The 22,366-nt window shown below is 37.5% G+C and carries 23 protein-coding genes; 14 read left to right on the top strand and 9 right to left on the bottom strand.

Annotated elements, in window-relative coordinates; all coding sequences use genetic code 11:
- Nucleotides 1–3: 3 nt before the first annotated feature.
- Together M902_RS05115 and M902_RS16460 are read left to right on the top strand one after the other, a co-directional pair.
- Nucleotides 4–747, top strand: a complete 744-nt coding sequence (locus M902_RS05115; RefSeq protein WP_021267003.1) for a rhomboid family intramembrane serine protease — start codon at nt 4–6, stop codon at nt 745–747.
- 110 nt (nt 748–857) lie between these two features.
- Entirely contained in the window at nt 858–1,034 is a 177-nt protein-coding gene (locus tag M902_RS16460; RefSeq protein ID WP_021267089.1) for a hypothetical protein, read from the top strand.
- A gap of 57 nt (nt 1,035–1,091) precedes the next feature.
- Here M902_RS16460 and M902_RS05110 read toward each other — a convergent pair whose 3' ends face one another.
- Nucleotides 1,092–1,994, bottom strand: a complete 903-nt coding sequence (locus tag M902_RS05110) for a LysR family transcriptional regulator (RefSeq protein WP_021266859.1) — start codon at nt 1,992–1,994, stop codon at nt 1,092–1,094.
- A 157-nt stretch (nt 1,995–2,151) separates the two neighbouring features.
- Between M902_RS05110 and M902_RS05105 the strand changes: the two genes are divergently transcribed.
- Nucleotides 2,152–2,574, top strand: coding sequence for a Kazal-type serine protease inhibitor (locus M902_RS05105; RefSeq protein WP_021266766.1), 423 nt, complete (start codon nt 2,152–2,154; stop codon nt 2,572–2,574).
- A gap of 86 nt (nt 2,575–2,660) precedes the next feature.
- Here M902_RS05105 and M902_RS05100 read toward each other — a convergent pair whose 3' ends face one another.
- Nucleotides 2,661–2,939, bottom strand: coding sequence for a hypothetical protein (locus M902_RS05100; RefSeq protein ID WP_021266689.1), 279 nt, complete (start codon nt 2,937–2,939; stop codon nt 2,661–2,663).
- A gap of 163 nt (nt 2,940–3,102) precedes the next feature.
- Nucleotides 3,103–3,573 carry a flagellar basal body-associated protein FliL gene (gene fliL, locus M902_RS05095; protein ID WP_021266682.1) on the bottom strand — a complete coding sequence of 157 codons (471 nt, stop codon included), beginning with the start codon at nt 3,571–3,573 and terminating at the stop codon, nt 3,103–3,105.
- Between the two features lie 161 nt (nt 3,574–3,734).
- Between fliL and M902_RS16455 the strand changes: the two genes are divergently transcribed.
- The 3 genes from M902_RS16455 to M902_RS05085 all read left to right on the top strand — a co-directional run bounded on the left by M902_RS16455 (nt 3,735) and on the right by M902_RS05085 (nt 6,254).
- Nucleotides 3,735–3,875 carry a hypothetical protein gene (locus M902_RS16455; RefSeq protein WP_021266567.1) on the top strand — a complete coding sequence of 47 codons (141 nt, stop codon included), beginning with the start codon at nt 3,735–3,737 and terminating at the stop codon, nt 3,873–3,875.
- Between the two features lie 152 nt (nt 3,876–4,027).
- Nucleotides 4,028–5,152 carry a hypothetical protein gene (locus tag M902_RS05090; RefSeq protein ID WP_021267073.1) on the top strand — a complete coding sequence of 375 codons (1,125 nt, stop codon included), beginning with the start codon at nt 4,028–4,030 and terminating at the stop codon, nt 5,150–5,152.
- Between the two features lies 1 nt (nt 5,153).
- Nucleotides 5,154–6,254 (top strand): triacylglycerol lipase, encoded by a 1,101-nt coding sequence (locus tag M902_RS05085; RefSeq protein ID WP_021266899.1) that lies wholly within the window; start codon nt 5,154–5,156, stop codon nt 6,252–6,254.
- Here M902_RS05085 and M902_RS05080 read toward each other — a convergent pair.
- Nucleotides 6,244–6,522 (bottom strand): barstar family protein, encoded by a 279-nt coding sequence (locus tag M902_RS05080; protein ID WP_021266967.1) that lies wholly within the window; start codon nt 6,520–6,522, stop codon nt 6,244–6,246. The genes M902_RS05085 and M902_RS05080 overlap by 11 nt on opposite strands.
- Nucleotides 6,523–6,578: 56 nt before the next feature.
- On the opposite strand from M902_RS05080, the gene M902_RS16450 reads away from it, so the two are divergent.
- The 4 genes from M902_RS16450 to M902_RS05065 all read left to right on the top strand — a co-directional run bounded on the left by M902_RS16450 (nt 6,579) and on the right by M902_RS05065 (nt 11,207).
- Nucleotides 6,579–6,926 (top strand): hypothetical protein, encoded by a 348-nt coding sequence (locus M902_RS16450; RefSeq protein WP_156979722.1) that lies wholly within the window; start codon nt 6,579–6,581, stop codon nt 6,924–6,926.
- 118 nt (nt 6,927–7,044) lie between these two features.
- A complete protein-coding gene (gene gltX, locus M902_RS05075; protein ID WP_021266593.1) occupies nt 7,045–8,469 on the top strand; it encodes a glutamate--tRNA ligase in 1,425 nt (474 codons plus the stop codon).
- On the top strand, nt 8,469–9,734 hold the full coding sequence (tyrS, locus tag M902_RS05070) for a tyrosine--tRNA ligase (RefSeq protein ID WP_021267070.1): 1,266 nt from the start codon (nt 8,469–8,471) through the stop codon (nt 9,732–9,734). The genes gltX and tyrS overlap by 1 nt, the downstream gene beginning before the upstream one ends.
- Before the next feature lie 18 nt (nt 9,735–9,752).
- Complete coding sequence (locus M902_RS05065) at nt 9,753–11,207, top strand: ATP-binding protein (RefSeq protein ID WP_021266696.1); 1,455 nt, start codon at nt 9,753–9,755, stop codon at nt 11,205–11,207.
- On the opposite strand, the gene M902_RS05060 is transcribed toward M902_RS05065, so the two are convergent.
- The 4 genes from M902_RS05060 to M902_RS05045 all read right to left on the bottom strand — a co-directional run bounded on the left by M902_RS05060 (nt 11,204) and on the right by M902_RS05045 (nt 16,108).
- The gene (locus tag M902_RS05060; RefSeq protein WP_021267004.1) at nt 11,204–13,369 is read right to left on the bottom strand and encodes an amino acid permease; all 2,166 of its coding nucleotides are present in this window, start codon (nt 13,367–13,369) and stop codon (nt 11,204–11,206) included. The two genes, M902_RS05065 and M902_RS05060, sit on opposite strands and share 4 nt — an antisense overlap.
- 81 nt (nt 13,370–13,450) lie before the next feature.
- Nucleotides 13,451–13,720, bottom strand: a complete 270-nt coding sequence (locus M902_RS05055; protein WP_021266636.1) for a hypothetical protein — start codon at nt 13,718–13,720, stop codon at nt 13,451–13,453.
- 58 nt (nt 13,721–13,778) lie between these two features.
- Nucleotides 13,779–14,327, bottom strand: a complete 549-nt coding sequence (locus tag M902_RS16605; RefSeq protein ID WP_021266871.1) for a hypothetical protein — start codon at nt 14,325–14,327, stop codon at nt 13,779–13,781.
- Nucleotides 14,328–14,353: 26 nt separating this feature from the next.
- On the bottom strand, nt 14,354–16,108 hold the full coding sequence (locus M902_RS05045) for an NAD+ synthase (protein ID WP_021266940.1): 1,755 nt from the start codon (nt 16,106–16,108) through the stop codon (nt 14,354–14,356).
- A gap of 114 nt (nt 16,109–16,222) precedes the next feature.
- Between M902_RS05045 and trmFO the strand changes: the two genes are divergently transcribed.
- Genes trmFO through M902_RS05025 form a run of 4 tightly spaced genes read left to right on the top strand, consistent with a single transcriptional unit; the run spans nt 16,223 to nt 20,589 of the window.
- A complete protein-coding gene (gene trmFO / locus M902_RS05040; RefSeq protein ID WP_021266957.1) occupies nt 16,223–17,593 on the top strand; it encodes a methylenetetrahydrofolate--tRNA-(uracil(54)-C(5))-methyltransferase (FADH(2)-oxidizing) TrmFO in 1,371 nt (456 codons plus the stop codon).
- Nucleotides 17,590–18,516 (top strand): DMT family transporter, encoded by a 927-nt coding sequence (locus tag M902_RS05035; RefSeq protein WP_021266876.1) that lies wholly within the window; start codon nt 17,590–17,592, stop codon nt 18,514–18,516. Before trmFO ends, M902_RS05035 begins: the two co-directional genes overlap by 4 nt.
- Nucleotides 18,517–18,533: 17 nt before the next feature.
- Complete coding sequence (locus tag M902_RS05030; RefSeq protein ID WP_052607395.1) at nt 18,534–19,502, top strand: NAD-dependent epimerase/dehydratase family protein; 969 nt, start codon at nt 18,534–18,536, stop codon at nt 19,500–19,502.
- Nucleotides 19,503–19,512: 10 nt separating this feature from the next.
- Nucleotides 19,513–20,589, top strand: coding sequence for a hypothetical protein (locus M902_RS05025; RefSeq protein WP_021266956.1), 1,077 nt, complete (start codon nt 19,513–19,515; stop codon nt 20,587–20,589).
- A gap of 4 nt (nt 20,590–20,593) precedes the next feature.
- On the opposite strand, the gene M902_RS05020 is transcribed toward M902_RS05025, so the two are convergent.
- Entirely contained in the window at nt 20,594–22,348 is a 1,755-nt protein-coding gene (locus tag M902_RS05020) for a hypothetical protein (RefSeq protein WP_021266671.1), read from the bottom strand.
- Between the last annotated feature and the right edge of the window lie 18 nt (nt 22,349–22,366).

Genomic DNA, 22,366 nt, shown 5'->3' with positions numbered 1-22,366 from the left:
AGAATGCAAAATATTTATCTGCCGCCATTAACAAAGGTAAACAAGTATCTCATCGGGATTATTGTCGCATCCTTTGTCATTAGCGCAGTCTTTGCACAATTTCTAAATATTTCTCTTGTTAATATTTTAGGCCTCAATGTTTCGGCACTAAGGATGGGCCTAATTTATAAGATGGTAACTTATCCATTTGTAAATACGGGCCTATTCAATGTCGTCTTCACAGGACTTCTTTTCTGGTTTCTTGGAAGTGATCTTGAAGCACGCTGGGGAGTAAGAAGATACGTTCAGTATCTTATCATAGCAGTTTTTGTGAATGCTTTTGCTTACACTCTCTTTGCACTTTTTATGGGTGGGGCAACGATCAACTATCCATTTCACGGGATGGCATTTTTATCATCTGCAATGTGTGTGAGCTATGCTTGTATTTATCCGGATCGTATTTTTCAATTCTTTATGATCATCCCGGTTAAGGCCAAGTACTTCTGTTTAATTCTGGCAGGAATGAATGTATATCAAGGCTTCTTTACTCCTGGTGGAGCACAGGCTTTTGCAAATATCGCTTCGATGATCTTTGGTGCTGTGTTTGTCTTAGGTTTTAGGGCCCTTGGTAATTATATTCGTAATCAAGGTCCTCGTATTTCCCCTAAGAGAGGTGGAAAGAAGGCAAGCAAGAAAAAGAAGAGTCATCTGCGTCTCGTTGATGATGAGGAGCGTCCAAATCCTGATGAGCCTAGGTTTTGGCAGTAGGCTTTTTAAGTCCCTGATATTTTTAGGGGTTTCCAAAGCAAATAACACATGATATAAAGCTACATTAATATAAATATATCAATCGTTAATTTTTTAAATAAGGAAATTCAATGAGACTTTCAAGAGCGTTACAAGAGAAAATTTTAGACCTAAGATTAAGAGATAAGCTTATCGCAGAAGGTAAAGTAACTAAGGCTCAGGTTGAAGAATACCTAAATGGATTAGCTGACGAAGAGTCAAATGTTACGACAACTGACGAGTCAACAGCTCCAGGAATGAAGCAATAATTCAAATTAAATTTTTTATATAAAGGCCGCTTCTCAAGCGGCTTTTTTTTATTCTTCTTAAATATTTTTTGTTAAAAATTCAAACAAACTAGAGGCCACTGGACCAAGCTTTCTAGCATTTAAGTAGGCGAGGTTTAACTCGTTTATCATATGTTCTTTTGAACCCTTAAAAAGCATCAGTCTTGATTTGTTATCAGAGCGCTCAATTACGTGCAGAGGTAAAACTGAGATACCAACACCTGCAAGCGTAAGACGTAGTACCCCTTGAACGTCCATTAGTTGGGCCTTTGGCTGTTTGTGGAAGTTCTTATTTAAGTGGTACTTGAACCAACTAGTGATAACGGGAGAACCTTCAAGGTAAGCAATGAAGTCTAACTCGTCTGCTTTCTTAAATTTTGCATTCTCACTCAATCCATGTTGGGTTGCATATTCATTTGAGCAGCAAAGAATAAGTCGCTCACTTGATAAATTCTTTGTTGCAATCTGTTTTGGAAAGTTAAAGCTATCCGTGATAGCAAAGTCTAATCCACCATTTAAAAGAAGTTGGCTTTGTCTAGCGGCATGATCATAGTTGATTTGAATAGATACTTCTGGGTGTAATTTTAACCAATCGGCTATAATAGGTAAGAGTCTATTATTACCAAATTCAATAGGCATTCCAATATGAAGTGTCCCTTTTAGAGTATTTTTCTTTGCAGAAACTTCTCCAAGCGCCTTCTCTAAATTTTCAAGAATTTGGCGACACTCTCGGTAAAGCCAGTGGGCCTGCTCTGTTGGCAAAACCTTTTTATTGATTCGGTCAAAGAGTGATATTTGCAGTAGTCCCTCAAGGGATTTAATGTGCTGAGAGACTCCAGGTTGAGTCATGGAAAGGTTTTTCGCCGACTGAGACATATTCATCGTTTCATAAACTTCGATGAATACACGTAAAGTAGGAATAGAAATATAGTCAATATTCATAAATTCAGTACCTTAGCTAGCGTGGCAGTATTAAAGCATAACATATCTTTATGGATAATGATTATTATATATAATTTTTACTAATTTATTCTTTGGTCTATAACTCCTTTCACAAGATAAGACTTTGAATTTTTAAAAGTGTTTAGGGAGTAGGATTATGAGTAAATTAATTTCAGTTATTTTTCTTGCAGTAATAGCAATGAATGTAAGCGCAAAAGAAATTATCCTTAATGGTGATCTATTAGATTCTCAATCATTTAGAGGAAGAATCTTCAAAGTTATTATCACTGAGCAAAATGAAGAAATCGAATTAGTTAATGAGTACTTTGAAGCTCAAAGCTGTGAAGATGGACAATTTGCTCTTAAGCAGCAAGGACTAGGTAAGTATAAGCTTGAGGCCGTTCTTAACTGCAAGAACTGGGTTGATGAGCCAAGACAACTTAAGGTATGTCCTGAGATTTTCGCTCCTGTTTGTGGTGCTGTTAGTGGTATCGACGGTGAAGCGTATATTAGCTTTCCAAATTCGTGTGAACTATATCGTGCAAAGGCCATTTATGTAAATGAAGGCCGCTGCGAGTAATTTAAAAATTCCTTTTTTAAATTCCCATGTGTTGTTGTCTTAAGGCCCGCTTCCCTCGCGGGCCTTATTACATTTAAGTAAGCAGTTTACATATTAATAAACATTCTTCGAAGCCTATTTCCGTTGCTATAGCGTGAGTCCTTCGAGTTTGTTCCTTTTATCGCAAAGTGCTTTTGACGAAAATTTTCTTTTTGACGTCGCTTTCCTTTTTTATAAAGCCGAGTTTTCTTTTTTAGTTTTTGCTTTCGCGCGGCCAAGTCGTACTCAGTAGAAATATTTTCTTTATTTTTTCTTCGTGTATCAAAACGAGCTTCAAATACAGGAAGCCCTAGTCCTAGATAGAATAGTAGTAAGTAAGATCGCATGGAGACCTCTCAATTTAAAATTGTGTAAATGGAAAAATGAATTTTAAATGTGAGAAGTGTTCACGATAATCACCTCGGTTAATTGATTGAAATAAAGGAATGGATTTCTAAGTGATTATAGATTCATGATTTCTAAACTATAGCATAGATTTGAGTATCGTGGTTATTGAACAACGAATTTTGAATAAAATACTTCTTTAACAACTTTCTTCTTCACTAAGTAGTTGATTCGCTTTTTGATTCTTCCTTCAAAAATCAATTTACCTGAAAGAGAGTTGAGCTCATCTGGTTCAATTGATGCAGCAACATCAATAATGATATCGTAAATTTGAGGCCTGATTGAATCAAGAACCTGAGAGTCTTCTTCGCTGAAGAGAACGAGGTTTATTTGAACATCGAGAAATCTAAGACGACGAGTTGCTGAGTCGAGGTTTAGCGTAATTTTGTCCAAGACATATGTTGTCGGGAAGTTAATTTGCTTGAAGTCAGTCTTTAATGCTTGCATTTCTGTTGCACTATTTGGCAGTTCTTTTTTGTAGATAATATTGGTGTAAACGAAGACACCAACAGTGGCCAATGTCGTTAATAGCAAAAGTGCAATAATAATTTGATCAAGTAATTTTCTTCCTGTCATAATACTATAATATCATAGTTATTTTGGTGATTTAACTCGCTTGTCGCTAGGTAGAAAATACTTTTTTATGGGTGTCGTATTCCGAGTGGAGCACTCGGTCTATGCACTTGCTATAAAATTTGTATAAAATACTTTGCCTGTGATTATTTATGGAGGATGAAATGGGTAGGTCTAATAAGAATAAACGCAATAAGAAGTATGTAACAAATCGCAAAGAAGTTAAGAAAAGCTCAGCAATAAATACTTGGATTCTTCTGGCAATTACTGCAATTGGTGCATCTGTCGTTATTTACTTGTCATAAGTAATTTAAAAATTAAACAAAATATTCAGCACTTGACGCATATCTAATGTGTGCGCATCGCTTCATTTTGTCTTAATTTTTGTGATTATGGTTCAAATTTGCTAGCATTTCACCCTTCACATATGAAAAGAATTTAAATTAAAAGAGGGAATATGTTTAAAACTTTACTCGCAATCGCTGCGGCCATTTCTACTTTCTCAGCACAGGCCGAAATCTCAGAAATTTCAGATTATCAATCACTTCAAAAAGATTACGTAGGTACAATCAATCCTAATACATTCGTGGAAGATGAAATTACTGCTGGTGGTTTTAATGAGTTAATGAAGTACGTTGTTGCGGCCCCGGCTCAAGAAGATGCTGGCTCATGTCTTTATATGTCCCACACTGGTGTTGTGGAGTGGTGGTATAACCGACTTAATAACCTCGAGGGTGAAAAGAAAATTAATTTTGCAGAACGCTACTATATGTCTTTAAAGACAAATAAGACCAACCAAGAAGAAATCGAAAATTGGAGAACTGATAATATCAGAAGAATTAATAAAAGTTCTGTGATGTTTTCAAATAAGGACTACCGTTTCACAAAAGGTAATTTTAAGAAGGTTGATGGTAAACGTGTTGTAACTGATGCTAAAGATGAAGACGGATCATATGGAACTCAGTTTAACTGGATTGATTTAACAGATACAATTGATAAAAATGCTGTTGAATATAAGCTTCCAAATTTTAAAAGAGAAGTAATTCACGTTGATTCTGATATGGACCAATGGGCCGTAGCAAAAGCTCCTGAAGATATTGTAGAAAGAATTAAAAAAGCACTTCATAAAAGAAATGCACCAGTTTTGGTAATTTATAATCATAAGGGATTTTGGCACGCAAATTATATCTTTGGCTATAATGACAAGGCCGACACTAAAGGGTGTCCATTCGTTTCTTCTTTTAAACCACGTATGGAAGAAAAACGTGACTACTACCTGGAAAAGGCAGAGAAAACAAAGAGTGAAACTTGGCGTAAGAAATACTTAGCTAATGCTGAAAAAGTTATGGCAAAGGGAAATGCAGTTCAAAAACGCTTTGAAGAAGTAGGGTGTGCTTCTAAAGGTGTTTTCTACGTTCGCGATTCAATCTATCCAAATGAGAATATGCCAAAATATGATTACGACCTTTTTCAAGAAGGTGAAGAAGATTTCTTAAATGCTCCACTTATTGCAAGAGAATATGCTTGGGTACAAACAACGCTAAATCATGCAATTCAGATCTACCCAGAAGGTATGGAGTAATTTGAGATTATTAGTTCTATCTTTACTATTTCTCTTATCTTTTAATACTAGTGCTACTTGTGGCACTAGTGACTCTCATGAAATTCATGACGTGGTCTTTATTCACGGGATCGCTAGTAATAAAGGGGCCTTCGGTTACTGGGCCGAGTACCTCAATAAATATCATCCGAATGAGTGCATAAAGTCGCACTTTTTTGAATATGATACCGGTAATAATAAGTTAAATCTCGATGATTTTATTCAAAGTTTTGATTCTTTTATTCACGATCGATTTGAGAAGAGTCATTCTAAGATATCAATAGTCGCTCATTCTCAAGGTGGTCTGATAACGTTGTTTTGGCTTCGAAATATGTTTCAGGCCCAAGACCCCATCCATCATAGAGTAAAAAATATTATGACGATGGCCACACCATATTTCGGGGCAATCATAGCAAACCTTGGCTATTCCCTTGGTACATTTATTTTGCCGATTCTTGGAAAAAAGGAATTAAAGAATATGAAGATCGGCTCTAAGAAAGTCGTCGAAACCATGGAGTACTTTAAGAGTTATCAATTTTTTGAAATGATTACAGATAAGAATTATGTGACTATTTCTGCAACCTTGGCACCGAGTCTCTTTGATATTGAAGGTGATTTTGCTGTTGCTCCATCAAGCTCCAATCCCAACTTAGTAGGTGAGGATAAGGTTTCAACTCATTATAATATTGATGGTGTACATTTACGCTTTCGACTATTTGGGACTCCGGCCACAACTCTTGTTTCAAAAAAATGTCTTATTTCACCATCGCGTTGTGAAAATTCAAGTTTAGCAATTTTTGAAAAAGAATTTTTAAGTAATCAAAAAGTTAAAATAAATTATGCGAAAGATATAAATACGTTTGCAGTGTATTTAAGAACTAAGGAGAGGGGGCCTATTTGGGTTCATTCTAAAAATATTCAAAGAGGCATGCGTTTTAGCTTTATACATATTAGAGATGATCTCTACTTTTATAAGGGCCACTTGTCAGATGGTGACACTAGTGGCGAGCTCGTTATTACTCAAGGTCCAAAAACTTCAATAATTAAAATTAGCTCGGGGCAAACGAGTTACCTTACTCATTAACATAAAATTGAAATTCACTATATTGTGAACTAATTAAATCAAATACTTCTTTTAGTCGGTAATAATCTTGACCTAATTTATTTTGCGCATCTTTAGTATTTGACCAGTATAAACTTAAGTTTTTATCTGTATAGGTTTGAATGAATTCGTAGAGTTCATCGATATTATTCGTATAAAAGCTTGGGAAATCAAATAAGCGACCACACTCAACTAAGTAGTCATCAAGTGTATCAAGTCCATTGGAATTTAATTCAATCTCTCTGCGCATTTATTTCTCATTGCTAAAGGAAAATATATTGTTAGAATCAATTTATGACTAAGTTAATGAGTTTATTCGTATCCTGTCAATTGCTGTTTGGCCTAAGCTCTTATGCTTCTCATTCAAAGCATGAGCTTGCGAGTAGATATCTCAAGGCCCGCAAGCAGTATTTATTAGAGTACACAACTTTTGGTGTTGATGAGTGCTTGAAGTTGCATGCTAGTAAAATTACTCCTAAAGAGGATGGTTCCGGCCGTATTGTTATTGGGACACCTCGTTATTTTCAATTACTTAGCTCTTGTTTTAAAAATATCACTGATTCTTGCTACGGAGAGAATTGCATAGTGTCACGTTCTATGTCCAAACGTTTGAAGAATGTCGACCATGTGGATTCGATTTTGAACACCCTATAATTTCAATTGTTTTTCCCGAAAAAAATCGACTTAGAAAGTGTCATTTCCTATTTATAAAGCTATAATATCGCTCAACTATATTATAAAAAAATACGTTTAATTACCCAAAGGAATTTACATGACTGTTCGTGTTCGTTTTGCACCTTCTCCAACTGGCTACCTACATATTGGTGGCGCTCGTACTGCTCTTTATAGCTACCTATTTGCTAAGGCAAATGGTGGAAAATATATTCTAAGAATCGAAGATACTGATCTTGAAAGATCAAAACGTGAATATGAAGAAGCCCAGATTGCAGACCTTAAGTGGATGGGGATTGAGCATGATGAAGGTCCAGATAAGGGTGGTGACTTTGGTCCATATCGTCAGTCTGAAAGACTTGAAATCTATAAAGATATTGCTTGGGACTTTGTTAAGCGTGGACTAGCTTACCCTTGTTTTCTAACAAGTGAAGAACTAGAAAAGCTAACTGAAAAAGCAACAAATGAAAATAAGGATCCACACGCATACCATGGCCAATACCGTGATCTTGATCCAACTCAAGCGCAAAAGAGAGTTGATGCAGGTGATGAGTATGTGATTCGTTTTAAGAATCCTGGAAAGACTTGGGAGTTTACGGACCTTGTCAAAGGACACGTTAAATTTCCAGCGAATATGGTAGGGGACTTCGTTATCTTAAGAGCTAATGGAATGCCTGTTTATAACTTCTGTTGTGTTGTTGATGACGCAAAGATGGAGATGACTCACGTTTTCCGTGCGGAAGAGCATTTAAACAACACATGTCGCCAGTTAATGATTTACGATGCAATGGGAGTAACTCCTCCAAACTTTGGACACGTTTCACTCCTAATTGGTTCAGACCGCCAAAAGCTTTCTAAGCGTCACGGAGCAACTTCAGTTACTCAGTACAAGGATCAAGGCTATTTACCAGAGGCCCTTGCAAATTATCTTTGTCTTCTTGGTTGGTCACATCCTGATGAGACAGATATTTTTGACGTAAACGAACTTGGTGAAAAATTTGGCTACGAGAGATTTTCAAAATCATCAGCAATGTACGATATTACAAAGCTTAACTTCTTTAATGAGCAATGGCTTAGAAAGTTAGATGATAAGGATATTGCCGCTGGCTTTGATCGCTTTATTCCAGAAGCAAGTGAGTATCACAAGCAAGATGAAGCTTGGAAAGTTAAATTTGCAGGCCTTATGAAAGAAAAGGTTCAACTCTTTAGCAATATCAATGAGCACCTGCCAATCTTCTTTGATGCATCTGCTGAAGCTGATGATCAGTACAATGAAGCTATTGGATGGGAGACAACTCCGCAGATTAAAGAATACTTAAAGGCTCAATTAGCTGATCAGGCAACGAATGTTACTGAAGAACAAGTTGGCGAGTGGATGAATTACCTAAAGAAAGAATTAAAAATTAAAGGGAAGCCACTTTTTATGGGGACTCGTGTTTGTCTAACTGGACGAGCTCACGGGCCAGATTTAAAAACTGTTGTGGCCCTTACGCCAATTACAATTATTAAAGAGAGACTAGTATAATGAATTTTTTTGAAGAATTAGAAGCAAGAGGAATCGTTAATCAATTTTCACATGAAGAGTTAAAAGAAATCTTAAATGATAAGAAGATTTCTTTCTACTGTGGTTATGATCCGACAGCAAAATCTCTTCAATTAGGGAATCTTTTCGCTGTTATCACAATGATGCGTCTACAGAAACAAGGTCACAAGCCTTACGTTCTTGTTGGTGGTGCTACTGGAATGATTGGTGATCCAAGTGGTAAGAGTGATGAAAGAAACCTTCAAACTGAAGATCAGGTTCAAGAGAATCTGGCCGGTCAAAAAGCGCAGCTTCAAAAGCTTTTAAAATTTGAGGGTGAGAATGCTGCTGTTATGGTTAATAATATTGATTGGATTGGAAAGTTCTCTTTCCTTGAGTTTTTGAGAGATGTTGGAAAGAAGTTTCGCGTTGGTGAAATGCTTTCAAAAGACTCAGTTAAGTCACGTATTAGTTCAGATGCTGGTTTAAGCTATACAGAATTTACTTATCAAGTAATTCAAGGTTACGACTTTGCGCACTTAAATGAAACTTATGATGTAAGCCTGCAAATTGGTGGAGCTGACCAATGGGGGAATATGACTGCTGGGATGGATCTAACTCGTAAGATGTATCAGAAGCCAGCTTTTTGTATGACAATCCCTCTTCTAACTGACTCAAATGGAAAGAAGTTTGGTAAGTCTGAAGGTGGTGCGATTTATCTTGATCCTACAATGACGTCTCCTTATAAGATGTATCAATTTCTACTAAATTCTGATGACTCTTCAGTAATCAAATATCTTAAAACTTTGACTTTCTTAACTCTAGAAGAAATTGCTGAGTACGAAAAATTAGTAGAAACTGAACCTCACTTAAGAGCAGCGCAAAAGCGTCTTGCTGAAGAGATCGTAACTCTTGTTCATGGGAAAGAAGGTATTGATGCAGCTCTTAAAGCAACAGACTTCTTTTTTGGAAAGGTTATTGAAAATACAACTGATGCTGAACTTGCTGGTATTTTTGATGATGTTCCGTCGGTAGAACTTGAAAAATCACAATTAGGTGAGATTAATTACTTAGATATGTTAGCATCCACTCCTTTATTTAAATCTAAAGGAGAGGCAAGAAAAATGGTCTCTCAAAATGGTGTTGCTATTAATAACATTAAAAATGCAAATGTCGAACACATAATAACGACCTCGGATTTGGCGAGTGAATCTTGCTTAATTCTTAGAAAAGGGAAGAAGAATTATTGTGTAGTAAAATTCGTATAAGACGTAATTAAACAATATATGAACACACAGCAACTCATTAATTTATTAAAACTTGGTAGTTTTGAAGAACAAAATGTTCGAGTTGCTGTATTTGATGAAGAGGCACGCTTCCTCTATGTTTCAACAACTCTTTTTGGCTTTGCTGAAGATTATATAGGCATGAGTGTCTATGATTATTACAAGGGTCACTTAAGTGAAAGTGAAGTAGAGAAAGTTCGTAATGCTTTTGCAAAGGCCTTGAGAGGTGAAGTCGGACGAGAAGAGATCGTCCTAACAAATCGTCTTAACCGCGATAGTATTACTTGGGATGTCGAATTTAACCCCTTTGTTGACGACGAGGGAAATAAACGCGTTCTCTCGCAAATTAAACCTCGTGAAGTCAACCTCACAACGAGTTCAACGAATTTCTTTATACGAGAAATGGTTGAACAAAGTTCTGATGTTTTCACTGTATTTGATAAAGATTATAATTTTGTCTATGTCTCAAAAGTCGACGCAACTTGGAATGATAGGCCTTTAGTAGGACAGAATATCAAAGACGTCGTTAGTGGAACGAATCTTAAGAAATTCTACCAACGTGCAGAACTTGCAAAAAAATCGGTTGGAGAAATTATAACAGATACTGTCTTTATCGAAATTGATGAAGATGAAGAATCTGTGTTTGAATGCTCGATGGAATATCATGATTTTAATCAACTCGGGCACTTCTTTCTTGATCGCACTGCCGATGTGACAGATAAGTTTCGTCGAAATCGAGAAATCGATTCACAGAAAGCTACAATTGATAAAATGAGCAAGTGGACAGCTCTTGGTCAAATGGCCGCAAATATAGCCCATGAGGTAAATAACCCTCTCGCTATCATTGAGCTTCAAGTTCAGGCAATTGAGCGCCGTGGTGAGAGTATTACTTCTGAACAACTACTCGATAAAATTCGCTCAATTGGTGAGCAGAAAAATCGTATCGCTAATATTGTTAGTTCTCTAAATATTTACTCTCAAGATGATCGTTCAATGCGTGAGATGACCAGTCTCTCTTCAATCATTCATGATTCAATTGCATTATTTAAAACAGGCCTAGTTGACGAGAGTTTGCGTATAGTTTTTTCAAATGATGCGGACTCAGATCTTGTTACAATTAACTCTTCAGAAGTTATTCAGGTTCTGATCAATTTATTTAATAATTCACATGATGCTATTGCTGGCCTTAAGGAGCAATGGATTGAAATCAACCTTCTTGATGATCGAGACCATGTTATTGTTGAAGTTCTCGATAGTGGGCAAGGAATTGAAGAGGAAGTTGCACAGAAAATCTTCAATCGCTTTTACACTACTAAGAGTAAAGAAAAGGGGACAGGTCTCGGCCTAAATATCAGCCGTGAGATTATAATGGACCACGGAGGTACCCTGACTTTCGATTCTGACTCAGAGTACACTACTTTTATGATCACTTTACCTAAGTCTGAACTTCTTTAGTTCGTACTGCCTGTGTGAATCCCTAGTACTGAGCAAGAGGCATTTGCCATAATCTGGTCGTCTTCAGTTCCAAATACGTGAAACCATCTATGCTTTTTATTTGAATTGAAAACAAGTAGATCATACTCGATAGTCAGAGTTTCTATGGTATCGACTTTGTCGTTGTATTTAATAATATGCCCAGTCGTTCGAACTGTCATATCATCACTAATTAAGCGAATATATTTTTCAACTTGTGAAGTCTCTTCAATCGTTAAGTCCTTATCTATAAGATAAATAAAGGTAATCTCTGCTTTATGAGACTCTGCAATTTGCTGTGCCGCCTGAATCAGGGTGACATCATTAGAGTTCTGATCAATGAGAACCATAATCTTTCTCATGTAGCGAACACCGTTGTCTCTAAAGATAGCAAGGTGACAATTAAGGTGCGACCTAAGCCATGCAACCGGACTTTGAGTTGTAAAAGTGTCACGAAGTCGTCCTTTCCACTCCATAAAGAGCCAATTACAATGAAGTCTTTGGCCAATCTCAAAAATAGACTTAGATAGGTCGTGAGTAACGATAGGGTCAAAGTTAATAGGGGTGCTCTTTTCAATGGCCATCGCAATTACTCGACGCCTAAGTGATCTTAACTTAGGGTCCTCATCAGTAAAGTCATTTAGGTCAGTTTGTTCAGGTGCCTCCGTTAAGTGGGCGACTTCAATATGCTCTCCACCAGCTAGAGTTGTTCCCATATCTATTAGCATTTCAGGGGATCTCTCGTTACCAATAAGGGCAACGACAACATTGGCATCTTGATCAAGGCTTAGCTTCTCAGACGCTGCGGGTGCTGGAAATAATGCTTCATTAACGAGATCAGTTCTCTTTCCTCTTATTCCAAGTACTCCTTTTCGACTCACTCGTCCCTTCGCGTAGAAGAGATAGATTAAGATGCCTGGTACAGAAATCGAGACGAGGCCAATTACGGCAAGATCCTTCATCATAACAAGTAAGTAGAGAGTTGAAAGAATTCCAAAAATTTGAACATATGGATAAAGAGGTGATTTATAAGTTGGCTTATACCATTGAATATGCGTCTCTCTAAGAGCAATTACTGCGATATTCTCAATCATGTAAATTGTTAAAATAAAGGCCGAAGCAAGCTTTGCAATTTTAGCAATATTTAAGAAATAGATTGCGCAGGCGACAACTAAGCCTGAAGCAAGAATACTCCATACAGGTGTTAAAAATCTGCGATCAAGGTGACCAAATAGTCTAGGGATTAGGTAGTCACGACTCATGGCAAATGGAAAACGAGAGGCTGCAAGTAGGCCTGCATTTGCCATTGAAGTCATTGTGAGAATGGCAAGTATGGCCATTATCATCCCAAACCCCTTACCACCAAATTCAAAGGCCAAAGTATAAATAGGTCTTAGATTATTCTTTAGCTGTTCTATTGGTAAGTACTTAGCAAGGGCCAGAGTTGTGATACAGTAAAGGAGTGTGACAATTAAAAGTGATAGCAGGATACCTCTAGGAAGGTTTTTTTCTGGTGTTTTTATTTCTTCTGCAATGGCCGCAACTTTCGTTACGCCTGCATACGAAATAAAAACAAGACCTGCTGCCAAGAGGATAGAATCCATATGAGAGAATGAAAATGGAATACCTGTGATTACTTGGGCCGTTGAGAGAGTTCCAATATTTAAAACAGTAAGGCCAATTGTAGAAAGAAGGACAACAGCGATAAGAAGCCCACTAACTTTTCCAACACCGACAATATTTAAAATCGTAATAATTGCTGTGAGAATGAGGGCGAAATTTTTTAGGTCGAAACCTGCACTAATAGCGCCAAGATAGGCACCAAATCCCATTAGAGCAAACGCTGCCTTAAGCAGGAGTGAGATCCAAAGGCCTAGTCCAGCAATCGTTCCGGCCATTGGCCCAAATGTTCTTTCGATATAAATATATGTACCACCAGAGGCCGGCATGGCCGTGGCAAGTTCTGACTTTGAAAGTGCTGCCGGAAGTACACAGAGTCCGGCCAGTAAATATGAGACCCATACGTATGGACCTGTCACTTCGAACGCAAGTCCTGGCAGAACAAAAATTCCAGATCCAAGCATTGATGCAATACTGATTGAAATAACTGATGAGAGTCCTAAGTTTCTTTCAAGTTTCTTCAAATAAACTTCCTTATTCTATTTTGAGTATTTTGGCATTATCACAAAAAAGATAAGGATTGTTAATAAAAATAGATATTTAGACTATAACTCGGTTAAAACCTCTTCTAGGGTTTTCTTTACTAGATGGCGCTTTGAGTCAAGGTCTTGATCAACTTCAAAGGCTTTTAGAGATGCTCCGATTTTTAGGAAGTTATAGCATGAGAAGCTACCGGCCATTTTGTGAAGGACTTGGCGCAGCTCATTTTCTTGCATCGTTGCAATTTTTGGCAAGAGGTAGTTAATTTCTGTTTTCTTAGATTCCTTAAACTTGGGAAGTAGTTTTTGAATATGTGAATTGAGACTCTTTTCCATGATATCACCTTGTGGGATATTTGAGGGAGCATTAGGCTCCCTCTTTAGTAGTCGAGTGCTATTTTTTTGCTGTTTTCTTTTTCACTTTCTTTGCTGTTTTTTTAGCGGCTGCTTTCTTAGTAGGGGCTTTTTTCGCTGTCTTCTTTGATGCGGCCTTTTTCGCAGGAGACTTCTTTGCTGTAGCTTTTTTCTTTACAACTTTCTTTGCTGTTTTTGCCTTCTTTTTAATTGTCGCTTCGGCCTCTTTAACTTTCTTTGTTGCTGTTTTCTTGGCCTTCTTCATTTCATCTTTTAGATACTTATCAAGTGTCTTTTGAAGTTTTTGAACATCTTTAATATGTCCATCTAGGTACTTCTTTGCGGCCTTAACTTCTTTTTGAATCGTTGAATCCACAAACTTTTCAACTTTCTTCTTTTCTTTTTGTAGAGTCAGAACAACTTTCTTTACGTCTTTATCCATTACGTTTCGTGCTTCTTTCTCGACTTGACCTATAAAGTTCATGACGTTCTTTTCAACTTCTTTTACAGATTTATTAGCAATAACATTATCAACCATTGCTTTTACATCATCGAAAGAATTAACTACTTTTTCAAATGTCTTATTCATCTTTTCATACTCCCTAAATCAATAGACTAGTCTAAATTAAATTCAACTTTCTTACATATCGGCACCCGTCTTCCAAAACCAAAGCTTTTATCTTTAAGTTTTAAAATAGGACAGAACTGCTGCCTTTTGTACTCACTATTTAATATCAGTTTAATGACTCTTTCAACTTCAGTTTTGTTTAACCCAAGCTTAAGAAGGTCTTCCATGTCATAGCGATAAGAAAGGTATGATTCTAATATCATATCGAGGGTATCGTATGGGGGTAAAGAATCTTCATCTTTTTGTTCGGCCCTTAGTTCCGCACTTGGTGGCCTTTCAATAACGGCCGTCGGAATAAGATTGTTGAAGTTCTTATTGATATGCTTAGATAGGGCGAAGACCTCACTCTTATAGAGATCCCCAAGAATGCTAAGTGCCCCAACAGAGTCACCATATAGAGTCGAGTAACCAACAGCTAGCTCAGACTTATTAGATGTATTAATAACCATCGCCCCAGTTTGATTTGAGCGCGCATATAACAGGGCCCCTCTAAGACGTGATTGAATATTTTCATCGGCCAGCCCTGAGAGTGGTTCTAGCAAGTCTTGAAATAGGTTTTGGACTGATGAGTGGAGAAACTTAATTGGTACATTGTGAAGTTTAACTCCAAGATTCTTGCATAGCTCTTCGCTTATTTCCCAGCTTAGGCCTGCTGAGAATTTTGAAGGCATATAGATGGCCTCAACTTCTTGTCCTGGACGTAAAAATAATTTAACAAGTGTTAAGACAAGGGCCGAGTCAATTCCACCCGAAAGGGCCACAAGGAATTTGTTCATTCCACATTTTCTGGCATAGTCTTGTAGACCTAGGTTGATGGCCCCTAGAATCGCATCGAGCTTTTCTTCACTCAGTGGCCTAAGCCTTGCCCCATTTGGTGTCTTTTCAATATGAGGGCCAAAAAGAGATTCCCAAGAGTGTTTCCCCTGAGGTGCCGACCCAAGTGTTCCTATTTTTACAGATGCTCCTACTTCAACTTCCATAATGTCGGCAACGAATGACCTGGCCTTGGCAATGACTGTTTGGCCATTGACGACGAAACTTGCACCATCAAAAATAATTTCATCTTCTGCACCCACTTTATTTACATAGTAAAAAGGGATACCAAACACTTTAGAAATTTCGCTGGCCCTTTTAAGGCGTTTCTCTTCTTTATCAATATTCCACGGCGACGCACTTAGATTGATGACTCCGTTTAAGCTCTCTCCTTTGGCCTTGTCCATAAGAAGCTGGAGAGGATCAACTGTATATTGTTTTGAGTGCCACATATCTTCACAAATAAGCAGACCGAATTTATAGTCTCCTAGAGTCCAAATTGTCGCAGAGTCTCCTGGCGTATAGTATTTCGTTTCATCAAAAATATCATAGGCCGGCAGTAGACACTTTTTATAAATATCTTTTAAATTAGCGTCTTTAGTCACTTCATAAACGACGTTATAGATATTTGAAGGAATCTCACTATTTTCTTCAAAATCATAACGGAGCCCTCCGATTAACAAGGCCGTATGATTATCAAAGTTTGTCTTAGCAAATAAATCTTTGAGCGCACCTAGCATTTCGTGGTAATCGCGAATAAATGATTTTTGTAGAACTAAGTCTTGTAGGGGATACCCTGTTAAAAATGTCTCTGGAAAGATATGAATTTTATTTTGAAAGCCTTGGGATTGAACAAGATTCTCTATGTATTTGTAAACTTGTGTAAAGTTGCCAATGGTGTGTTCAGTTTGATGAATGACTATTTGCATTGCGTCGTCTCTATGTTAATAATATACGTTAAATACTGGTAATTAATGGACTTTATAGCATGTTTGCATATATAAGGTCTATATCATCATTTAAGTATATTAAAGAGGTTGAAATTGTCTAATTCGCAAAAAGTAATTGTTATTGGTGCTGGAATGGCCGGTAGTGAAGCTGCCAACTTTTTAGCAAATCATGGTGTTGAAGTTATTCTTGTAGAAAATAAAACGATCCAAAAGAATCCAGCACAAAAAATCGATGCATTCGCAGAATTAGTATGCACGAACTCACTTAAGTCGATGAACCCTGCTTCTGGGCATGGACTTCTTAAATATGAGATGGATGCTCTTGGATCAATTATTCTAGATTCTGCTAGAAAGCATGCGGTTCCAGCAGGGGATGCTCTTGCGGTAGATCGTGATGGCTTCTCTGGCGAAGTAACTGATCGTCTTCATAAGAATGAAAATATCACAATTGTTGCGCAAGATGCATCAGATCCTCAGGCGCTAATGGCCGAGTATCAGGCAGATGCTTGTATTATCGCTTCAGGTCCTCTAACGACAGAAGGCCTTTCAAACTGGATCGTTAAGAATATTTCTAATGATGACTTCTATTTCTACGATGCAATTGCTCCTGTTGTTGATGGAGACAGCCTTGATTATTCAAAACTTTATTACAAAGATCGTCACAAACCGGTAAGCGAAGAAGAGGGAGAGGAAGCAGATTATCTTAATGCTCCAATGAATCAGGAACAATATGAAGCTTTTATTGCAGAGCTTGTTAAGGCCGAAAAAGTAGCGGCCCAGAATTTTGAGGATTATAAATTCTTTGAGTCGTGTCTACCGGTTGATATTATGGCAGAGCGTGGTGTTGATACGGCCCGTTTCTCATGTATGAAGCCTATTGGACTGGAGCTACCTGATGGTACTCTTCCATATGCATGTGTTCAGTTGAGACGTGAAAACCTACTAGGCTCGGCCTTTAATATGGTTGGATTTCAAACTCGTTTAAAATACCCTGAACAAACACGTGTCTTTAAAATGATACCAGGTTTTGAAAACGCAAGTTTTCTACACTTAGGCTCTGTTCATAGAAATTCATTTATTAACTCAAGAACACTGTTAGATTTTGATCTTAGTGTTAAGAAGTTTCCTAATATCTACTTTGCTGGTCAGATTACTGGTGTTGAAGGTTATACAGAATCAGCTTCCATGGGACAATATGTAGCACTTCAACTTCTTAAGAAGTTAAGAGGTGAGGAAGTAAAGCAATTTCCTGTGGAGACAGGTCTAGGGGCCCTCGTAAATTATATTATGACTGTACCTAAGCCTACACCTTCAAATATTAACTTCGGTCTTCTTCCTCCAGTTACTCTTACTAAGGAACAAAGACGTGATCGTAAGAATCGCAAGAAAGTCAAAAAGCAACTTGCATCTGATCGTGCCAAATTAGTATTTGATGAATTCATGAGTGGGTACTTTACGAAGTGAAAGGTTTAAGCTTTATTCTCATTGCTTGTTTCATTTGGGCGTTGGATACGCTTATTCGATATCCTCTACTCTATAAGTACAATAGCAGTGAGATCATTGTTTTTGGGGAACACTTATTTCTTACCATTCTCTTTCTTCCGACGCTTTATATTGCAAGAAAGAAAATCTTAAAGATGAAGCCATTTGAAATGCTTTGCTTTTTTATGATTGGTGCGATGGGGTCGGCCATTGCAACGTTAACTTTTACAAAATCGTTTGCTCTCTTAAATCCCTCATTAGTTATCCTCTTACAAAAATTACAGCCATTTATTGCTATAAGCCTCGCTTATCTTATCTTAAAAGAGCGTATTACTAAGCGTTTTCTTTTGTGGGCAGCTGTTTCATTATTTGGGGCAGCACTAATTAGCTACCAAGATATTAATAGTGCTATTAATTTGATTAAGACTGGGCAGGTTAGCTTCGATCGCTCATCTCTGTATGGGCTTTGCTTGGCCCTCATTTCTGTTATGAGCTGGGGGAGTGCGACTGTATTTGGGAAATACCTAATGAAGAAAAACTGGCTTGAAAAAGAAGTGATGTCACTTCGCTTTGCTGTTGGTCTTCTTGCTATTATTCCTTTCATGATCGGAACAGGTACAGGACTTAGTTTTCCAATTGAGTTATGGGGAAAGGTCAGTATCTTGGCCCTCATTTCTGGAATTTTTGGAATGTACTTCTACTATAGGGGACTAGGGCTAGTATCTGCTAAGGTTTGTACAATTGCCGAGATGTCTTTTCCTTTTTTTGCGGTCATTATTAACTGGCTTGCCCTTGATCAGAAGCTTAGCGTGGTTCAGCTACTGGGAGGAGCATTTTTACTGCTGGGATCAACGATGCTACAATTAGCTAATAGAAAACACGAATTAAATATACAAGTTAATTAGATATATCAGGAGTTTAGATGAGCCAATTACCAATGGAACATAAAGGTAAGAATTTTTTAATTGCAGGAGCAGCTGGATTTGTTCCTTCAACAGTTGCCCAGCTTTACCTTGAAAAAGGTGCAACTGTTTATGGATTAGATAATTTTATTACTGGTTCTAAGTCGAATGTTGAACTTCTGTCTAAGTATAAAAATTTCCATTTTATTGAGTGTGATATTATTAATGGTCTTCCTGATTTTGGTGACGTGAAATTTGACTTTATTCTTTCTCTAGCATCACCTGCTTCACCAATTGATTTTAAAATAATTCCGTTGGAAATTATGATGGTAAACTCTATTGGAACACAACATCTTCTTGATCTTGCAAAAGATCACGGTGCAAGGTTCTTAGAAGCCTCAACTTCTGAAGTTTATGGTGATCCTGAGATTCATCCGCAAGTTGAGGACTATGTTGGCCATGTAAATCCAATTGGGCCAAGGAGTTGCTACGATGAAGCTAAGCGTTACGCTGAAGCTTTAACAATGACGTATTTCAGAAAGTTTGAAGTGGATACTCGTATCATACGTATCTTTAATACTTATGGACCTCGAATGCGCCCTGACGATGGCCGTGTTATTCCAAATTTTATTAATCAAGCACTTGAGGGTGCAGACATCACTGTTTATGGTGACGGTAGTCAGACACGCTCTTTTTGTTATGTAACGGATCTGGCCAATGCGATCGATCACGTTCTAATGCTAGGTGATCATATGCCATATAATATTGGAAACCCTGATGAGTATACAATTAAGGAGACTGGGGAGCTAATCGTAGAGGCGCTTGAGTCAGATTCAAAGCTTTCTTATCAAGATCTACCAAAAGATGATCCAAAACGTAGAAGGCCTGATATTAATCGTGTTATGAAGTTAGGATACCTACCAAAAGTAACTTTTGCTGAAGGTATTGAGAAAACTGCTAAATACTTTAGAGATTTAAAAGATAGGTAAAGAGAATATTATGTTAAAAGTTGTTGTCAGCTGTGATGCTGTAATTGAAAGAGATTATTATATTGAGTGTTTAGAAACAGTTCTTGGTGTTATTGGTGATAACGTAGAGCTTTATACTCTTGTTCATAGACAAGGCCAAGTTTTAGGGCCAGTTGAACAAAGAAAAATTCACTCAACTTTTCTTAGTCGTTTTGTTAAATCGTGGGAAGACCTTGTTGATAAGTCCCATTTAGTTCACGGTGCTGCAAGAGGTTTGTTTATCCCATGTAGTGTTGATCTTGTAGTTAATATTTCACGTGGGTTTTCTCAAGAAATCAAGATGTGTGACGATACTTATCTCTTCACTTACTTTGTTGAAGATATTAATGCGATTAAGAAGAAGTCCTCTTTCAAGGAATTCTTTTTCAAGGCATTTACTCGAACGAAGCAGAGAAAATACTTAAAGAGAGCAAATACTCTTTGGTCAAATGAAGAGGTAGTCTTAAAAGAGTTCCCAAGTGCAACACAGGTTACACCGGCAATTGCTCTAAAGGATTATAAGATTCTACCTGAGGGAATGTTTAAGCGTGATTATTTTTTAATTAACTGTGAGCCACTAACAAACTCGGACGTTTATAAGATCATCGATATTTACGGTGATAAGAAGTTTAAATTTATCGGAAAGCATGATCACTTAGGACAATATGCTACTAAGTATCCAGAACTTTTTTTCGGAGATCGTTGCTCGGGTGAACTCGCTCCACTTTTAGCTGGAACGAAGTACCTCATTGATACGACAGATAAGTTTCCGCACTTTTCACTAAAGGCCTTAAGTTGTGGTAGGCCGGTTCTTACAAATGGAAATAAGTTCTTACCATTTGGTGTTGGAGTGCATGAGCTTCCTGCGGACTATCTTGCACTTAGATACCCTGTACAAGTTGGAATTCCTGACGAAGACCCAAAGAAGCGTCATGGTGTTTCAGCAAATTATGAAATGGTAAAATTTAAGCATATCTTTTTAAAAGAATTTAATAAAATTAGTGAAGTTATTGAAGCAAAGAAAGCTTCACAACAGGCTCAAAGTAATGATGGCCGCTGCGAAGCTTAGTTTATTATTCTAGTGTCTTTTTTAATTTTATAACATTGTAACGATTTGAAATAATTTTCCACAGGGACAACTTTGAGTCCTTGTGGATAGTACCTTTATCATCAATGATTTCTTCATCATTTAGCTGGTCAACTGCATCTTCACTTACTGTTGGATCAAAATTTGTTAGGGCCATAATTCCATCGTCATGTTCAAGTAGGCCTTCAAAACCATTTAACTGACTTTTTAATTTCTTAAGGTAGTCTTTTGATGAAGGGTCATGTTCAACTGCAAGACCTTCTCCTGTTCCTCTTTTTAGCTCTTGTGAGTTCTTTGCGATATCTCTGGCCGCATTACGACCTCCAGCTCTTCTATAGTTAAGCGCCATTTGAACAGGGGATACATGACCTGCGAGTGTATCTGCTAGATACTTAGAGTTACCTGCTGGATCAAGAATCGCATTAATTGCTTTCTTGGCCTTACCGCTTGTCTTATCAGATTTTGCTAAAGTTTTAAGAACACGATTGGCCGCTTTGTTAATCTTCGCAGCATTCTTATCAAGCGCTTCATTTACATATTTTGAGTTACCTGTGGCCTTTGTCTTATTGTATCCACCTTGCACTTCACTAAGCCCAATTGCATTAGCAAAGTTCTCTCCTGTTGTACCAAGTTTACCCATTTTTATATCCATCTTAGGAATTGTTTTAAGCTTCTCTGACTTTACTTCATCCACGTCGAAGGTAGCATCATTATTAGTCATCCCTAATCCCTGTGAGCCTGGAGTGGCCATTGCACTGGCAACAGATGTCTTTTGACTAGTGGCCGGATTGTATTGATTATTGTAGCGTGCGATGAGCTTTTTATGTACGACCTCTGTCTTCTTTCTGGCATTATTTGCACTTTTATAAGCTTTTTTAGCAGAAGATAGGGCCTGATTTTCAAGGGCCAATGCAACAGCACCGAGTCCTAGTACCCAATATGTACAGGGATTTGAGCCAGGACAACCGAAGATTGTTAGTGCAGCACAAATGGCCGCAATTGCAGTCGAGATTGTAATCAACATCATAATTCTTTTATGATGCTTCATTTTATCTTGTGCTGCTTTTTCCATATCTTTTAAAAGTCTTATTTCTGTTTCTAGTGCTACTCTTTGAGTTTGGTGATTCCATGATTTTTCATCTTTTTCATCAAGTTTTGCTAAGGCATCTTTATAGCCTTTGAACTTCTTCTTGTAGCCGTCACCCATTGCTGTCATAAGAGCTAGTGCAAGAATAATCGCCCCTGAAAATAATGTTCCAATCCCATCTGTTTGGCATGTTCCTCCGTACAAAAGAACACAACCTTGACCAATTTGTGCTGCTGCGGCCAGATAGCTCATAATATCAGAGCTTCCTTTTGGGCCACTTGTCTTATGGTTGGTAAATATTTTTGCATCGGCCTTTAAATCTTCCTGACACTTTTTATCAACTCCACAATTTTGGTATTCCATGTTGTAATTCTTATTGTCATTTGCATTTACACATTGTTCGAGGTGACAGTTGTAAACATTTCCACCATCACACTTCTGGTTTGTTCCATCGTGATAGCAGTAATTAGGGTCAGATTCCTTTTGTACTTGTGTGCGACCATCTTCTTCTGATTGAACTTGTTCCTGTTGTGTCTGTGTATTTGTATCTGTTTGTTCTTGGGCGTAGGCCATAGGAGTCAAAAGCATTGACCATGAAATAAGAGTTATTAATAACTTCTTGATAATTACAAATTGTCCGCTTGCCATTCTCATAGCGCTTCTCCTCACCTT

The organism is Bacteriovorax sp. BAL6_X, assembly GCF_000443995.1.
Lineage (GTDB): Bacteria > Bdellovibrionota > Bacteriovoracia > Bacteriovoracales > Bacteriovoracaceae > Halobacteriovorax_A.
This window is presented reverse-complemented; position numbering and strand designations above follow the sequence as displayed.

Excerpts from the sequence above, each read along its gene's own strand:
- M902_RS05045 (WP_021266940.1), bottom strand. The coding sequence starts at position 16,108 with ATGCAAATAGTCATTCATCAAACTGAACACACCATTGGCAACTTTACA.
- M902_RS05065 (WP_021266696.1), top strand. The coding sequence starts at position 9,753 with ATGAACACACAGCAACTCATTAATTTATTAAAACTTGGTAGTTTTGAA.
- M902_RS05055 (WP_021266636.1), bottom strand. The coding sequence starts at position 13,720 with ATGGAAAAGAGTCTCAATTCACATATTCAAAAACTACTTCCCAAGTTT.
- M902_RS05025 (WP_021266956.1), top strand. The coding sequence starts at position 19,513 with ATGTTAAAAGTTGTTGTCAGCTGTGATGCTGTAATTGAAAGAGATTAT.
- M902_RS05110 (WP_021266859.1), bottom strand. The coding sequence starts at position 1,994 with ATGAATATTGACTATATTTCTATTCCTACTTTACGTGTATTCATCGAA.
- M902_RS05030 (WP_052607395.1), top strand. The coding sequence starts at position 18,534 with ATGAGCCAATTACCAATGGAACATAAAGGTAAGAATTTTTTAATTGCA.
- gltX (WP_021266593.1), top strand. The coding sequence starts at position 7,045 with ATGACTGTTCGTGTTCGTTTTGCACCTTCTCCAACTGGCTACCTACAT.
- M902_RS05020 (WP_021266671.1), bottom strand. The coding sequence starts at position 22,348 with ATGAGAATGGCAAGCGGACAATTTGTAATTATCAAGAAGTTATTAATA.
- M902_RS16455 (WP_021266567.1), top strand. The coding sequence starts at position 3,735 with ATGGGTAGGTCTAATAAGAATAAACGCAATAAGAAGTATGTAACAAAT.
- M902_RS05115 (WP_021267003.1), top strand. The coding sequence starts at position 4 with ATGCAAAATATTTATCTGCCGCCATTAACAAAGGTAAACAAGTATCTC.
- M902_RS16450 (WP_156979722.1), top strand. The coding sequence starts at position 6,579 with ATGAGTTTATTCGTATCCTGTCAATTGCTGTTTGGCCTAAGCTCTTAT.
- M902_RS05105 (WP_021266766.1), top strand. The coding sequence starts at position 2,152 with ATGAGTAAATTAATTTCAGTTATTTTTCTTGCAGTAATAGCAATGAAT.
- M902_RS16605 (WP_021266871.1), bottom strand. The coding sequence starts at position 14,327 with ATGAATAAGACATTTGAAAAAGTAGTTAATTCTTTCGATGATGTAAAA.
- M902_RS05080 (WP_021266967.1), bottom strand. The coding sequence starts at position 6,522 with ATGCGCAGAGAGATTGAATTAAATTCCAATGGACTTGATACACTTGAT.
- fliL (WP_021266682.1), bottom strand. The coding sequence starts at position 3,573 with ATGACAGGAAGAAAATTACTTGATCAAATTATTATTGCACTTTTGCTA.
- M902_RS16460 (WP_021267089.1), top strand. The coding sequence starts at position 858 with ATGAGACTTTCAAGAGCGTTACAAGAGAAAATTTTAGACCTAAGATTA.
- M902_RS05100 (WP_021266689.1), bottom strand. The coding sequence starts at position 2,939 with ATGCGATCTTACTTACTACTATTCTATCTAGGACTAGGGCTTCCTGTA.
- tyrS (WP_021267070.1), top strand. The coding sequence starts at position 8,469 with ATGAATTTTTTTGAAGAATTAGAAGCAAGAGGAATCGTTAATCAATTT.
- M902_RS05090 (WP_021267073.1), top strand. The coding sequence starts at position 4,028 with ATGTTTAAAACTTTACTCGCAATCGCTGCGGCCATTTCTACTTTCTCA.